Here is a 14,367-nt window from a genome sequence, read left to right as displayed (position 1 = left end):
CGTTGGTCCCTCGAAGGCTGGATTTGCGTCCTGATTGTTAGCGTCTTGCCCTTCTCCCCGGGTTTGACGCGGGGACTACCCCTCTCCCCGCACGCGGCGAGAGGGGACTTGGGCGGCGCGGCATATCCCTTCTCCCGCTTGCGGGGAGAAGGTGGCGGCAGCCGGATGAGGGGCGGCCGCTTGCAGGAACGGCAGGTTCATCTCCAACTCACCCTCCGTTCGCCCGCAAATGCGCATTCACATAATCTTCCGTGAGCGCGATCGAGGCCTCGATGCTGATCGGCGCCGACTTCAGACTTTGCCGGATGTAAAGCCCGTCGATCATCGCCGCCGCGCCTTCGGCGATCCGCTCCGCGTCATCGGCCGGGCAAAGGGTCCTGAGGCTTGCAAGCAGATTGGAGCGCAGCCGCCGCGCGTAGATGACGAGCAGGCGGCGGACATCCTCCGAACGCTGCGCCTCGGAATAGAAGGCGAGCCAGGCGGCGACCGTTTCGGGAGCGAACTGGTCGGCGCGGAAGCTCACGCGAATCAGCGCGCTGACCCTTTCGCGCGGCGTTGCCGCCGCCTCCAGCGCGCCCACCGCATCGTCGCGGAGCTTTGCCAGAAGGCTGCGGATCGTCGCGATCAGCAATTGGTCCTTGCTGCCGAAATAGTGATGCGCGAGCGCCGGCGAGACGCCGGCCGTCCGGGCGATCTCGGACATGGTGACGGCGAGCGTGCCCTGGTCGCCGATCACGCGCAGCGCCGCATCGACCAGCGCCTTGCGGCGCACCGGCTCCATTCCAATTCTCGGCATGCCAAGCTCCTCTCACGGCACAGTCTATTTTTGATTGATTCATCAATCAATAAAAATTTGCCGCTTTTTCCTTTCTTTTTGCTTGAAAATCCGGCTCAATCACGAGGTGGCATCGATGCTTCCCGGAAGGGCTGGAGGTTGAAAATGGCCCATGCATACGATCCGGCCGCCAGAGAGGGCGTGGCCGGAAAATGGGGATGGTTCGTCGCGCTCGGCGTGCTGCTGATCATGTTCGGCGGCATTGCCTTCGGCAATCTGCTGATGGCCACGGTCGCTTCCGTCTACTATGTCGGCATCGTCATGCTGATCGGCGGCCTGCTCAATCTTCTCCATGCCTTTCAGGTCAAGGGCTGGGAGAGCGTTCTATACTGGGTGCTGAGCGGCGCCTTCTATACGGCAGCGGGTCTCTTCGCCTTCGTCAACCCGCTGCTTGCCTCCTCCGTCCTGACCTTCCTCCTGGCGGTGGCGTTGATCGTTGCCGGCTGTTTCCGCATCTGGGTCGGGTTCAAGCTCCGGCCGCTCCACGGCTGGGGGTGGATGGTCATCGGTGGGATCGTTACCTTGCTCGCGGGCCTCGTCATCGCCCCCGGCTGGCCGGTCGACAGCCTCTGGATCCTGGGCCTGTTCCTGGCGGTCGATCTCGTCATGCAGGGGCTTGCCGCGATCGCCTTCGGCGTTCTCGTCCGGGGCTGAGCCGCCGGGCGCGCACAATCGCGGCAACCCAAGCGAGTGCGTTTCGGCGCGCTCTACTTCGAGCGCCGAACCTTCATCAAACTTTCACATTCGCGAAAGATTTCGTTGACGCATGACTTCGATGCTGGCGCGCGTCCGTATATCTTTTCCCTGGAGCCCGCATGTCGGCCGCCCCCGTAGAAGTCCTGTCGCTTCGCCGCTTCGGCGACGACCAGATCATAACGCTCGCCAAACTCGTGATCGAAAATGCTTTTCAGCCAATCGTGGAGGCGACGACCGGGGCGGTCTTCGGCTACGAGTCTCTGGTGCGAGGCTTCGAGCGCCTGGGCTTTGCCTCGCCGCTCGAACTGCTCGACAAGGCCGAGGGCGCGGGGCAGTTGCTGGCGCTCGAGCACCTGATCAACAGCCGTGCGGTCGCTGCCTTTGCAACGCTTCCGGATTTCTCCGCGCGCACGCTGTTCCTCAATTTCGATTCGCGGCTCGTCGGCGGCGAGGGGGACATCGTCGAGCGCCTCGTCAACCATTTGAAGCGTTCCAACATTGCCCCGTCCTCCATTTGTTTCGAGCTGTCGGAACGGTTCGACAGCGGCAAGATGCCGGATTTCTCCGCGCTTGTGCGGCAGTTACGGCTTGCCGGTTTCAAGCTGGCGATCGATGATTTCGGCGCCGGCTTCAACGGTCTGCAACTGCTCTGCGACCAGCCGGTCGACTATGTGAAGATCGACCGGCATTTCGTCTCCGGCATCGAGGCAGATCCCCGCAAGCGCCACCTCGTTCGCCACACGGTCAATATGGCCCATGTGCTCGGCACCCGGGTGATTGCCGAGGGCGTCGAGACCGAGGCGGAGTTTCTCGTCTGCCGCGATCTCGGCTGCGATCTGATGCAGGGCTATTTCGTCGCCCGTCCAACCACGCATCTCACCGAGTTGCAGCCGACCTATGCTCATCTCGAACCGGCAGGCAGCATACGGCGCCCCTCGTCGACGCTCGACAGCATCCTGATCAGGAAGGAGATTGAGCAGCTGCCGGCGGTCAAGGAACGCGACGACCTTGACTCCGTCTTCGATCTCTTCCGCCTCAATCCGCGCCGGGCCTTCTTTCCGGTGCTGAACGCCAATGGCGAGCCGCGCGGCATCCTGCACGAGTATCACGTGAAGGAGATGATCTATCACCCCTTCGGCCGCGACCTTTTGAAGAACCGCATCTATCAGCGCCGCATTTCGCATTTCGTCACGCCGGCGCCGATCGCTGATCTCGACACACCGGCCGACGAGATGCTGAAGATTTTCGCCGGCATGGACGGCAGCGACTGCGTCATCCTGACGGAGAACATGCGCTACGCCGGCATCCTTTCCGCCTCGTCGCTCTTGAAGATCATCAACGAAAAACAGCTCAAGATGGCCCAGGAGCAGAACCCGCTGACCGGCCTTCCGGGCAACCGCGCGATCCGCGACTATGTCCAAGATGCAATCCTCGACGGCGATCAGACGCGCTATTTCTGCTATTGCGACTTCGACGATTTCAAACCCTTCAACGATGCCTACGGCTTCCAGAAGGGGGATCTGGCGATCACCCTGTTCGCGGCGCTCTTGCGTCGCCACTTCATCGGCGAGGAGAAGTTCCTCGGCCATGTCGGCGGCGACGACTTCTTCGTCGGTGTCAGCGGTTTCTCCGAGGAGGAAATCCGCACGGTCCTGATGCGCCTCATCGACGATTTCCGCTTGGACGTCCGCCAGCTCTACACGCCGGAGCATCAGGCCGCGGGCGGAATCAGCGGCTACGGCCGCGACGGCATCACGCGAGACTTCCCGCTGATGCGCTGTTCCATCGCCGTGCTCGAGCTTCCGGAAGGCTTCATCCTCTCCGACAGCCAGATGGTGAGCAAGCGGATCGCCGAGATAAAGGCGCGCGCCAAGGCGAGCGAAGACGGCCTCGTGCTGGAGCCGCTCGACCGGGATTGAGCGGCGCGTCGAAGGCGATCTTTCAGGGGCTCAAAGCGCGTCGCGTTGGACGGATCGGTGCGATGCGCTTTATGCATGTCCTTATCAGAAAACCGCTGCGGACTCTGCGCGGCATGCGTTAGGTATAGGCGGATTGCCGCTTTTCGAGGATGCCGCCATGACCCTCCCGACCGAAATGACCTATGTCGACCTGCCGAGCCCGGGCGGCGCGGAGAACATGGTTCTCGCGCGCGGGCCGCTGCCGCCGCTGAATGAGGGCGACATCCTGATCCGCGTCGAGGCATTCGGCATCAACCGGCCGGACGTGCTGCAGCGAAAGGGCGACTATCCGCCGCCGCCGGGCGCGAGCCCCGTTCTCGGCCTCGAAGTCGCGGGGGAAGTCGCCGCGCTCGGCGAAGGGGCGACGGGCTTCTCGCTCGGCGACAAGGTCTGCGCGCTCGCCAATGGCGGCGGCTATGCGGAATATTGCGCGGTGCCGGCGACGCAGGCGCTTCACTGGCCGAGCGGCTACGACGCGGTGAAGGCGGCGGCACTGCCCGAGACGCTCTTCACCGTCTGGGCCAACGTCTTCGACATGGCCGGGTTGAAACGGGGCGAAACGATCCTCGTCCACGGCGGCACGAGCGGCATCGGCACCGCGGCGATCCAGCTTGCCAAGGCTTTTGGTGCGGAGGTCTTCGCGACGGCGGGAAGCGCCGCCAAGTGCACGGCCTGCGAAACGCTCGGGGCGAAGCGGGCGATCAACTATCGCGAGGAGGATTTCAAGGCCGTCATCCTCGAGGAAACCGGCGGTCGCGGGATCGACGTCATCCTCGACATGGTCGGCGGGGGCTACTTCGACCGCAATATCGGCTCGCTCGCGAGGGGCGGGCGGCTGTCGATCATCGCCTTTCTCGGCGGCGCCCGCGTCGAGAATGTCAACATCGCGCCGATCCTGACGAAGCGGCTGCATGTGATGGGCTCGGCCCTCAGGCCACGCACGGCGGCCGAAAAACAGGCGATCCGCGACGGCCTCGCGGCAAACGTCTGGCCGCTCTTGGAATCGGGCGAAGTAGCCCCGGTCATTCACGCGGTCCTGCCGGTCGAGGAGATTGCCGAAGCCCACGGCCTGATGGAGGAAGGCGGCCATATCGGCAAAATCGTGATGCGGATCGCCTGATAAAGACGATGGCCGCCCTTGTATTCGCGCCGGAACGGCTTACGTTGGAGCGATAGGCAACAACAGAAAGGAAGGTGATCCAATGTCTAATGAGATTTCGGACCTCGTGACAGGCATCGGAGAGGTGAAGGAGTCGAGGCAGCCCTCGGCTTGATCCCCACCTTCCTTGGGCCCGCCCGGCCCAGCCATTCACAGGGCCAAAACTCATGGAAGGGTCGCTAACGCGGCCCTTTTCCTTTTCACGGCTAAATCCCGACCCGGCCGATCGCCGGTATCTTTACGCCGGGCCTCGCAATGTCGAAGCCCGCCACCAGTCCCATGAAATGCACTTCCAGGCCGCTGCGCCAGCCGGCGGAAATGCCGGCGAGCCCGTAAAGCGTCGCATGCAGGTCGCGGCCATCGGCATCGATCGCGAAGAACCGCCCCTCGGGCAGATAGTCGCGCCCGACCGCGTCCGGCGGCAGCACGGCATCGAGCTCGGGCACCGAGCGCAGCACGTGGGCCACGAAGGTGTTGGAGTTCGGCCCCGGCCAGAGGCGGTAGGCGCCGGGCGACGAATAGGGGTAGGTGGCTATCGCCCGCTCGACCTTCGGAATCAGCCGCTTCGCGACCTCGCCCCTGAGGGCGACGACGATGCGCGGTTCGTTCGAGTACCAGCGGCCATCCGCCTCATAGGCGTTCTTGCGGATCGGCCTGCCCCAACCGACCTTTTCATAGCGGCTATAGGCGGGTGCTCCTTCCTCCTTGGTGACGATCCATGCATGGCTCGCCACCGCGCCCTTCATCCCGCCGGTCGTGGCCGAAAGGACGTATATCGCCGCCCCCTGGGTGAGGGAGGCCTTGGGGAGAACACCCGCCGATGACCAGTCTGCCTCCCGCCAGCTCTGCGGGCGCTCCTTGAAATACCAGAAACCGGCCGATGTCAGGGCGGGAAGCAGATAGACCATGGCGAAGGCGAGGAAGAGCCTGCGGGCGTATTTCATGACCGATGACTTTTCTTCCGGTTGAATCCTGATAGATGCATGGAGCGCCGCTCGTTTATCGAACGCGCAAAGGTCCAGAAGCACTTTGAATGGCTGCGTAAATTGATTCCGATTGAGAGAATCATGCAGTAGCTAAAACTTGGAAAATTGAGGGCAGGGCATGTCGAATCCCGTTCTGGTCGAAGTGACGCGCGGAAACCTGGTCGAAAGCCGCCATCGCGGCACGGTCGTCGCCGTCGACGGTGACGGCAGGACGCTGCTCTCGCTTGGTGAAACGGACGCCGCCGTCTTCCCCCGATCCGCCTGCAAGGCGATGCAGGCCCTGCCCCTGGTGGAGAGCGGCGCGGCCGACGCCTACGGCTTCGGCGCCAAGGCTCTGGCGCTTGCCTGCTCCTCGCATTCGGGCGAGCCGGAACACGTGGCGCTCGCGGCCGAGATGCTGGCGGCGGCCGGGCGCGACCACCATGCGCTCGAATGCGGCGCTCATTGGTCCTCGGACCAGAAGACGCTGATTGCGCAGGCGCGTTCGCTCGAAGCCCCGAGCGCGCTTCACAACAATTGCTCCGGCAAGCATGCCGGCTTCATCTGTGCCTGTTGCCATTCCGGCACCGAGGTGAGCGGCTATATCGGCTACGATCATCCGCTCCAGCAGGAAATCCGCGGCGTCATGGCGAGCCTGACCGGAGCGATCCTCGCGCGCGACAATTGCGGCGTCGACGGCTGCTCGATCCCGACCTATGCCGTACCGCTGAAGGGGCTTGCCCATGGTTTCGCCAGGATGGCGACCGGCATAGGCCTCGGGCCGGGGCGGGCCCGTGCCTCGAGGCGGCTCATCGACGCCTGCATGGCCGAGCCCTTCTACGTCGCCGGCACCAAACGCGCCTGCACGCGGCTGATGAAGCTCGCGCCCGGCCGCATCTTTGCCAAGACCGGCGCCGAGGGGGTCTTCTGCGCCGCGATCCCGGAGAAGGGCATCGGCATCGCGCTCAAATGCGAGGATGGAGCGACCCGCGCCGCCGAGGCGATGGTCGCGGCAACGCTCGCGCGCTTCTTTGCGGATGAGCCGGAAATCCATGCGGGCCTGATGGCTCAGGCCAACCATTCGATACGCAACTGGAACCGCATGCATGTCGGCGACGTGCGCGTAACCGACGCCCTCGCGGCGTAGCTCGACGGCTGCGACCGCCGCCGCAACAGCAGGAGGCAGAATGATGATGAAACTGTTCTATGCGCCCGGAACCTGTTCGCTCGCCTCGCATATCGCGCTCGAGGAGGTCGGCGTGCCATATGAGGCCTGTCGCGTCGATTTTTCCAGGGCCGAGCAGACGAAGCCCGACTATCTCGCGGTCAATCCGAAGGGGCGGGTGCCTGCGCTCGCGACCGAGCGCGGCACCTTGACCGAGACGCCGGCGATCCTCGCCTTTATCGCCCAGAGCTTCCCGGAGGCGCGGCTTGCGCCGCTCGACGATCCGTTCGAGTTTGCACGGCTGCAGTCGTTCCTGAGCTATCTCTGCTCGACGGTGCATGTCGCCCATGCGCATGCGCGGCGCGGCGCGCGTTGGGCCGACGATCCGGCCGCTCACGAGGCGATGAAGGCGAAGGTGCCGCAGAACATGGCCGATTGCTTCGCGCTCGTCGAAGCCTCGATGTTCGCCGGGCCTTTCGTCATGGGCGGGACCTATACGATCGCCGATCCCTACCTCTTCACCATTGCCGGCTGGCTGGAGGCCGACGGCGTCGATCCGGGCCAATTTCCGAAAATCCTCGACCATCGCAATCGAATGGCCGAGCGGCCGGCGGTCGCCAGGGTGCTGGCGCAGGTGCGGGCCTAGAAGAAGACTCGGGTCAGGTCGGCGCGGTGGAAGCGAAACGCTCTGCAAGCCGCTTCGGCGCCTTTTCGCGCCAGGCGGCGATCAGCCTTTGCGTCAGCGCTTCGTCGTCGATAATGGCGAGCCGCACGAGCATCGCCGGCCAGCCCTTGTAGTGATCGGTCTCGAAGAAGCGCGACGGATCGAGCTCCATCAGCATCTCCTTTTCTTCAAGCGCGCTCATGACGACCAGCGTTTCGGCGTCCTTCATGCGGGCGAAGCTCTTGCCTTTGACGAGCAGCGCCGGCGTTCCGTAGGACGTGCCGACGGTCGTTTCCGGCAGCCCGGCGGCCTCCGCCAGCCGCCGTACACGCTCGAAAGAACGCTCCATGTCATCCGCCATGTGTCGGTCCGCCGTTTGGAGAGGGAGGAATGATACCTCGGCAACGGCCGCCGATCACCTGCAATCGCAAGGTTCGCTCATCCCGACGCGCGGCCATGGCCATCCCGGAAACGGCAGGTCCGCAAGCGCGCGTTCGTCCATGCGCGCGAGAACGGGATGCTGCAGCGGGTCCTTGAGCCAGTCGGCGGGCGCTTCCGCTGGATCGCCGGAGGGGATTGCGGCACGTTTCAGCATAGAGAAAACCTTCAGCATGAGGGCCGTCCTTTCGACGCCGCATATCTGCGGCCGGCGCGGCGAAGGCCGCGCCAATGCCCCTCGATCGCCGGGGGATTGTCAGTAGAATCTGCGTGTCGGGCGCAGTTTGCAATTGAGATTGCCGCGTTCGATGTTTAGAAAAACTATATGAAAGACTGAACACGGTCCATTTGAACGGCTTGCGTGCGGTTGAGGCGGCCGGCCGCCTGGGCTCGCTCGCCGCCGCCGCCGAGGAGCTCGGCGTCACGCCCGGCGCCGTCAGCCAGCAGATTGCCAAGACGGAGGCGCAGCTTGGGCGGGTGCTCTTCGAGCGGTCGCCGCGCGGGCTTGTGGTCACCGATGCCGGCCGGCCGCTGCTCGCGCGGCTGTCGACCGCCTTTGCGGAACTCGCAGAGGCCGTCGTGCAGGCGCGGCGGCGCGACGAGTCGGTGCTGACGGTGTCGGTGGCGCCGGTGTTTGCGGCTCGCTGGCTGGTCTATCGGCTGAACGGCTTTGCCGAGCGCCATCCGGAAATCCGGCTCAGAATCGACGCGACGACAAAGCTCGCCAACCTCGACGCTTCCGACGTCGATCTCGCCATCCGCGTCGGTTCGGGCGGCTGGCCCGGCGTGCGCTCCGAGCTGCTTCTCGAACAGGAGGTCTTTCCCGTCTGCTCACCGGCGCTCGCTGCCGGATTGCGGGTTCCGGCCGACATTTTGAAACTGCCGGCCGTCATCGACGAGCATGCGATGTTTTCCTGGGAGGTATGGCTGAAGGCAGCCGGTCTTTCCGGCGCCCGGATGACCGTGCGCCATACCTTCAACGATGCCTCGCTCGCGCTCGATGCGGCCATTGCCGGCCAGGGCGTGATGATCGCCTGGCAGACGCTGGCGGGCTACGCGGTGATGAAGGGCAGCCTGGTGGCGCCGTTCGGCATATGCGCCAGGACCGGCTTCGCCCATTACTTCGTCACCTCCGCTTTGCGACGCGAAAGCAAGGCCGTCATTGCTTTCAAGCGCTGGGTGCGCGACGAAGTGGAAGAGGGAATGCGGCAGCTTGCCGCTATTCCGGCTCCTTCATCCGTTCCTCCATCATCGCCTTGAAGGCCGGCCGCGACTGGCACCGTGCGAGCCAGGCTTTCACGCGCGGGTGGGTTTCGAAAAGGGCGGTCTGGCTCATCGTGTAGCGGAAGACTTCCGCGAGGTTGAGATCGGCGACGGTGAAGCGGTTGCCGACGATGTAATCGTTCTTCGCAAGGTGGGCCTCGAGCACGCCGAAGGCTTTCTCGAGCGAGCGGGCGCAGGCGGCTATCAACGCCCGGCCCTCCGGCGTGTTCTCGGTGCCGCCGTCATAGGCGAGGATGATCTTCACGGCGTGCGGCTCGACCTCGGTCGCCGCCCACACGGTCCAGGTGCCGATCCGGCCCTCCTCGGCAATGTCGGCCGGCGCCAGCGGCCCGCCATGCTTGCGGGCGAGATAGAGATTGTTGGCGAGCGACTCGGTCAGCACCAGCCCGTCATCGTCGATCGCGGGGATGAGCCCCATGGGATTGACGGCAAGGAAGCCCGGCGATTTCGTGTTCAACGGTGCGTCTGCGGCGAGCGGGTCCTCGAGCCGCCGCGCCTGGATCACCGGCACGGATTTGAAGGGAATGCCAAGTTCGCGCGCCATCCAGTAGTTGCGCGACGCGCGCGAGCGGTAAACGCCATAGATCGTCAGCATGTCGGGCCTCCTGCACCAGCGATGGCTTTCGTTTTAAGCAATGGTCGCCATCGGCAGAAGCGTCGGACATTGATGGATCGCATGAAATCTTTTGATGCGAGGCCGACGCCACCCGTAGATACGAAGCTTGGACGAGAAGCGAAGAGCGGTTTCCGCTTGCGTCCCACTCCGACTTGTCGGTAACCATCAGGATGGCTTCGGAGTGATTCAATCCTGGGCCACGTTGATCTCGCCATCGGAGCGGAGCACGCGGATTGCAGACACGATGTCGCGCCGCTCTCACCCCGGCGCCCCACTCAAACCCGTTAGAGTTCGATGTCATCGCTGCCTGTTTTATCCCGACGCCAGTTTCTCCGCACATCCGGACTCGCAATTGCCTCCGCCGGGCTTGCGGGCTGCACCTCCTCGATGAATACCGACCGTTTTCGCCAGGAGACAATGCCGGTCTACCGCAATCCCGCGCTTGAAAACCGCTGGGTCGAGCCCGGCGAAGTCGTCCCCGAGGACCCGGTCGGCCTTCCGCCGCAGGATGCCCATTACGCCGACGTCTACGCGGCGAAGGAGGATGGCGGCTTCCTGGTTCCGGCGGTGCCCTATCGGCAGATCGATCCGCGCTTCTATCGCCAGGAGGTCGCCGATCCGTTCGGCGAGGCGCCCGGCACGATCGTCGTCGATACGGCCGACCGCTATCTCTATCTCATCGGATCCGGAGGCCGCGCCACGCGCTACGGCGTCGGTCTCGGCCGCGAGGGCTTCGCCTGGTCGGGCCGCGGCGTGATCCAATGGAAGCAGAAGTGGCCGCGATGGACGCCGCCGGACACGATGATCGCCCGCCAGCCCGTGCTGGCGAAATATTCGGCGAGCAATGGCGGCATGCCTCCGGGCCTCGACAATCCGCTCGGGTCGCGCGCGCTCTACATCTTCCAGAACGGGCAGGATACGCTTTATCGCGTCCATGGAACGCCGGAATGGCAGTCGATCGGCAAGGCGGTCTCGTCCGGTTGCGTCCGCATGATCAACCAGGACGTCATCGATCTCTACGACCGGGTGCGCGGCAAGGCGCCGATTCTGGTCATCTGACCGTCGGAGGCCAGCACCCCTCCCCACAACGGCCCCGCAAGGAGAGGGGTTGGCGAGGGGTCTTTGATTAAGGGGAAACCCGGACGCTTCGACCGGTCAGTCTCCTTGCGGATTGTCGGCGAGCCGCCGCGTCAGCCGCTGCAGCGCGTCGCGCAGCTCGCCGATCTCCTCGAGGCTGCATCCGGTCGCCTTGCCGATCTGAGCCAGGATCGTGAAGGCCTCGGTCTTCAGCCTGCGGCCGCTCTCGGTCAGGCTGACGATGACCTGCCGCTCGTCGGCCGGGTCGCGCATGCGGCCGATATAGCCGGCGGCTTCCAGCCGCTTGAGCAGGGGCGAAAGCGTGCCCGAATCGAGACCCAGTTCTTCGCCGATCCGCTTCACCGTCATCCCGTCCTGCTGCCAGAGGGCGAGCAGCACCAGATATTGCGGATAAGTGAGGCCGAAGCGGTCGAGCATCGGCTTGTAGGTGCGATTGAAGGCGTGGGCGGCCGAATAGACCGCAAAGCAAAGCTGGCGGCCGAGCGCCAGGGCCTCATCGGTGGGAGTATCGAATTTTGCCGCTTTCGTGGTCATGATGCATTGTCGCAAATTCAGGACGGCAATGCAATTTGCAAAATTAATTTGCGCGCAATTTAATTTTGCGCTATTAAGATGCCTGTCGATCAACCCACCAGAGAAGGAGACTGCCATGCCCATCCTCTATCGCACCACCGCATCCGCGACCGGCGGCCGCGCCGGCCAGGCCAAGAGCACCGACGGCGTCCTCGACGTCACGCTCACCCTTCCGAAGGAACTCGGCGGCGACGGCGCACGCGGCACCAATCCCGAGCAGCTCTTTGCCGCCGGCTATTCCGCCTGCTTCCTCGGCGCGCTGAAATTCGTCGCCGGCAAGGAGAAGGTAAAGCTTCCGGAAGACACGAAGGTGACGGGCACGGTCGGCATCGGCCCGCGCGACGACGGCACGGGCTTCTACATCGATGCGGCGCTGGAAATCTCCTCGCCCGGCGTCGACAAGGCCGTTCTCGAGGACCTCGTCCAGAAGGCGCATATCGTTTGCCCCTACAGCCATGCGACGAGGGGCAATGTCGACGTCAAATTGACGGTAGCCTGAAGGCCTTGCCGAAAGCGGTAGCCCGGAGCGGTGCTCCGGGCTAGTTCCCCGCGGGGAACTCCGGCCGGTCATCGGTCGGGGTCGCGGGCCCCCTTCGAGCGCCGCATGGCTATCCGAGAGACATGTTCCACGCGGAGCGCGCGGCCGTTTCAGGCCTTCTTGAGAAACTCGGTGCGCAGCACCAGTCCCTTGATCTTTTCCACGCGGCATTCGACCTCGTCCGGATCGTCCGTCAGGCGAATGCCCTTGACCAGCGTGCCGCGCTTCAGCGTCGTGGAGGTGCCCTTCACCTTCAAATCCTTGATCAGCGTGACGTTGTCGCCATCCTTCAGGATGGCGCCGTTCGAATCCTTGACTTCCATGTCGATCCTTTCAGACGGCAACAATCTCTCGGGCGGCATGCCGGAGCCGAGCCGCGTTAGAGCGGAATGCGCTCACACACGTTCGCGCCACTGCTCTATCTGTTTGTTTTTGCCGCATTTGTGCGGGTGATTCCACCTGACTGCAAATGCTCCAGGCCTCCTTAATCCGCGGCAGGCGCTGGCGCAAGCCGGCCTCCAGAGCCGCGGATCGGATCAGGCGCGGGGATAGGGCGGCAGCGCTTTGCTGCCGGGGCTACCGCCTCAGGCTGCCGAGAATGCCGCGCACCAAAGCGCGTCCCACCTGGGTCGCAACCGTGCGGGCGACGGACTTCATCGCCGCTTCCATGATCGTTTCCCGCTGATACCCGGAAGAACGCGGCCGCGCCTGTTTGCCCGACGTTTCCTCCGCATCGTCGCCGAAGCCGGGGAGGGTCCAGCGGCTCCGGCCGGAGGTCTCTTCGCCTGCCTGCTCCTCCGCCTCCTTGGCTTCCGCCTGTGCGGCCGCCTGGGCCGCGCGTTTGCTGAGGATCTCGTAGGCCGATTCCCGGTCGAAATCCTCGTCGTAGAGGCCGCGTACCGGGCTGACGTTGATGATGTTCTGCCGTTCCGCCTCCGTCAGCGGGCCGAGGCGCGAGGCCGGCGGGCGGATCAGCGTTCGCTCGACCATCGACGGCGAGCCCTTGCCTTCGAGCGTCGAGACCAGCGCCTCGCCGGTGCCGAGATTGGTGATCACCGCGGCGCAATCGAAATCCGGGTTGGGCCGGAACGTGTCGGCCGCGGTCCTGACCGCCTTCTGCTCGCGCGGCGAATAGGCGCGCAGCGCATGCTGGACCCGGTTGCCGAGCTGGGCGAGCACGGTTTCCGGCACATCGAGCGGGTTCTGGGTGACGAAATAGACGCCGACGCCCTTCGAGCGGATCAGGCGGACGACCTGCTCGACGCGCTCGACAAGCACCTTCGGCGCGTCGTTGAAGAGCAGATGCGCCTCGTCGAAGAAGAACACCAGCTTCGGCTTGTCCGGATCGCCGACCTCCGGCAGTTCCTCGAAAAGCTCCGACAGGAGCCAGAGCAGGAAGGTGGCGTAGAGGCGCGGGTTCATCATCAGCTTGTCGGCGGCAAGCACCGAGATCGCGCCGCGCCCGTCATTGGTGGTGCGCATGATGTCGGTGATCTTCAGCGCCGGCTCGCCGAAGAAATTCTCCGCCCCCTGCTGCTCCAGGATCAACAGCTCACGCTGGATCGACCCGACGGAGGACTTGGAGATGAAGCCGAACTGGTTGGAAAGCTCGCTCGCATTCTCGCCCATGTAGTTGAGCAGCGCCTGCAGGTCCTTGAGGTCGAGCAGCGGCAGGCCGCCCTCGTCGGCGATCTTGAAGGCGATGTTCAACACGCCTTCCTGCGCGTCGCTGGCGTTCATCAGCCGCGACAGGAGGAGCGGCCCCATCTCCGAGACGGTGGTGCGGACCCGGTGCCCCTTCTCGCCATAGAGATCCCAGAAGATCACCGGGAATTCCTGGAAGTCGTAGGGCTGAAGGCCGATCTGCTCGGCCCGCTTGACAAGGAAATCCTTGGGATCGCCCATCGCGCCGATGCCCGAAAGGTCGCCCTTCACATCGGCGCAGAAGACCGGAACGCCGGCATTCGAGAATCCTTCGGCAAGGATCTGCAGGGTCACGGTCTTGCCGGTGCCGGTGGCGCCGGTGATCAGCCCGTGGCGGTTGCCGAACTTGAGTTCCAGATATTCGCCCTTGTTGATCGAATCGTCCGGCTTGCGGCTGGTCCCGATATAGAGCTTGCCTTGTTGCAGCATGGGGGCTTCGTCTCCGTCCTATCGATTTTTCTTAATGAAAGCGGGCATTTCCCGCATGTCGCACGCATGCGGTCATCGAAATATCGTCGGCATCTGTTATAGGCCGTGCGCCTGCACCGGGCAACATCGCAGGCGATCGGGAAAGGCCCGGATTGCCAGCGGCCGGGCGCCGTGAAACGATGGCGGCACGGGCGGGGCAAAACGATGAGGCGAGGGTGTCGCCATCCATGCCGGGCGCCCTTGTC

The 14,367-nt window shown here is 64.3% G+C and carries 16 protein-coding genes; 8 read left to right on the top strand and 8 right to left on the bottom strand.

What is annotated here, in order from left to right; genetic code table 11:
• Positions 1–208: 208 nt before the first annotated feature.
• Positions 209–796, bottom strand: coding sequence for a transcriptional regulator BetI (gene betI, locus ATB98_RS14600; RefSeq protein WP_066874840.1), 588 nt, complete (start codon positions 794–796; stop codon positions 209–211).
• A 144-nt stretch (positions 797–940) separates the two neighbouring features.
• Between betI and ATB98_RS14595 the strand changes: the two genes are divergently transcribed.
• The 3 genes from ATB98_RS14595 (at position 941) to ATB98_RS14585 (ending at position 4,609) form a co-directional block, all read left to right on the top strand.
• Positions 941–1,489, top strand: coding sequence for an HdeD family acid-resistance protein (locus ATB98_RS14595; RefSeq protein ID WP_066874838.1), 549 nt, complete (start codon positions 941–943; stop codon positions 1,487–1,489).
• 161 nt (positions 1,490–1,650) lie between these two features.
• Positions 1,651–3,450: a GGDEF domain-containing protein gene (locus ATB98_RS14590; protein WP_066874836.1), complete on the top strand. Its 1,800-nt coding sequence runs from the start codon at positions 1,651–1,653 to the stop codon at positions 3,448–3,450.
• Positions 3,451–3,607: 157 nt separating this feature from the next.
• Entirely contained in the window at positions 3,608–4,609 is a 1,002-nt protein-coding gene (locus tag ATB98_RS14585) for an NAD(P)H-quinone oxidoreductase (RefSeq protein WP_066875581.1), read from the top strand.
• Between the two features lie 245 nt (positions 4,610–4,854).
• On the opposite strand, the gene ATB98_RS14580 is transcribed toward ATB98_RS14585, so the two are convergent.
• Positions 4,855–5,592, bottom strand: a complete 738-nt coding sequence (locus ATB98_RS14580; RefSeq protein WP_066874834.1) for a DUF3750 domain-containing protein — start codon at positions 5,590–5,592, stop codon at positions 4,855–4,857.
• 160 nt (positions 5,593–5,752) lie between these two features.
• Between ATB98_RS14580 and ATB98_RS14575 the strand changes: the two genes are divergently transcribed.
• Positions 5,753–6,760: an asparaginase gene (locus ATB98_RS14575; protein WP_066874832.1), complete on the top strand. Its 1,008-nt coding sequence runs from the start codon at positions 5,753–5,755 to the stop codon at positions 6,758–6,760.
• A 43-nt stretch (positions 6,761–6,803) separates the two neighbouring features.
• Positions 6,804–7,424, top strand: coding sequence for a glutathione S-transferase family protein (locus tag ATB98_RS14570; protein WP_066875580.1), 621 nt, complete (start codon positions 6,804–6,806; stop codon positions 7,422–7,424).
• 13 nt (positions 7,425–7,437) lie between these two features.
• Here the strand turns inward: ATB98_RS14570 and ATB98_RS14565 are convergent, their stop codons facing one another.
• A complete protein-coding gene (locus ATB98_RS14565; RefSeq protein WP_066874830.1) occupies positions 7,438–7,803 on the bottom strand; it encodes an MmcQ/YjbR family DNA-binding protein in 366 nt (121 codons plus the stop codon).
• 54 nt (positions 7,804–7,857) lie between these two features.
• On the bottom strand, positions 7,858–8,055 hold the full coding sequence (locus tag ATB98_RS14560) for a hypothetical protein (RefSeq protein ID WP_066875579.1): 198 nt from the start codon (positions 8,053–8,055) through the stop codon (positions 7,858–7,860).
• 158 nt (positions 8,056–8,213) lie between these two features.
• Between ATB98_RS14560 and ATB98_RS14555 the strand changes: the two genes are divergently transcribed.
• On the top strand, positions 8,214–9,140 hold the full coding sequence (locus ATB98_RS14555) for a LysR substrate-binding domain-containing protein (RefSeq protein ID WP_066874828.1): 927 nt from the start codon (positions 8,214–8,216) through the stop codon (positions 9,138–9,140).
• Here the strand turns inward: ATB98_RS14555 and ATB98_RS14550 are convergent.
• Entirely contained in the window at positions 9,100–9,759 is a 660-nt protein-coding gene (locus ATB98_RS14550; protein ID WP_066874826.1) for a glutathione S-transferase family protein, read from the bottom strand. The genes ATB98_RS14555 and ATB98_RS14550 overlap by 41 nt on opposite strands.
• Before the next feature lie 315 nt (positions 9,760–10,074).
• Here ATB98_RS14550 and ATB98_RS14545 point away from each other — a divergent pair, with 315 nt between their 5' ends.
• Positions 10,075–10,839, top strand: a complete 765-nt coding sequence (locus tag ATB98_RS14545) for a L,D-transpeptidase family protein (protein ID WP_066874824.1) — start codon at positions 10,075–10,077, stop codon at positions 10,837–10,839.
• A gap of 96 nt (positions 10,840–10,935) precedes the next feature.
• On the opposite strand, the gene ATB98_RS14540 is transcribed toward ATB98_RS14545, so the two are convergent.
• Positions 10,936–11,412, bottom strand: a complete 477-nt coding sequence (locus ATB98_RS14540) for a MarR family winged helix-turn-helix transcriptional regulator (RefSeq protein ID WP_066874822.1) — start codon at positions 11,410–11,412, stop codon at positions 10,936–10,938.
• Positions 11,413–11,527: 115 nt separating this feature from the next.
• Here ATB98_RS14540 and ATB98_RS14535 point away from each other — a divergent pair, with 115 nt between their 5' ends.
• On the top strand, positions 11,528–11,950 hold the full coding sequence (locus tag ATB98_RS14535) for an organic hydroperoxide resistance protein (RefSeq protein WP_066874820.1): 423 nt from the start codon (positions 11,528–11,530) through the stop codon (positions 11,948–11,950).
• Between the two features lie 149 nt (positions 11,951–12,099).
• On the opposite strand, the gene ATB98_RS14530 is transcribed toward ATB98_RS14535, so the two are convergent.
• Both ATB98_RS14530 and ATB98_RS14525 read right to left on the bottom strand, forming a co-directional pair.
• On the bottom strand, positions 12,100–12,312 hold the full coding sequence (locus ATB98_RS14530; protein WP_066874818.1) for an alkylphosphonate utilization protein: 213 nt from the start codon (positions 12,310–12,312) through the stop codon (positions 12,100–12,102).
• 253 nt (positions 12,313–12,565) lie between these two features.
• The gene (locus ATB98_RS14525) at positions 12,566–14,122 is read right to left on the bottom strand and encodes a helicase HerA-like C-terminal domain-containing protein (protein ID WP_066874816.1); all 1,557 of its coding nucleotides are present in this window, start codon (positions 14,120–14,122) and stop codon (positions 12,566–12,568) included.
• Positions 14,123–14,367 lie beyond the last annotated feature (245 nt).

The organism is Sinorhizobium saheli, assembly GCF_001651875.1.
GTDB lineage: Bacteria > Pseudomonadota > Alphaproteobacteria > Rhizobiales > Rhizobiaceae > Sinorhizobium > Sinorhizobium saheli.
The sequence above is the reverse complement of the archived record's forward strand: the minus strand, read 5'-3'. Positions and strand labels throughout refer to the sequence as shown.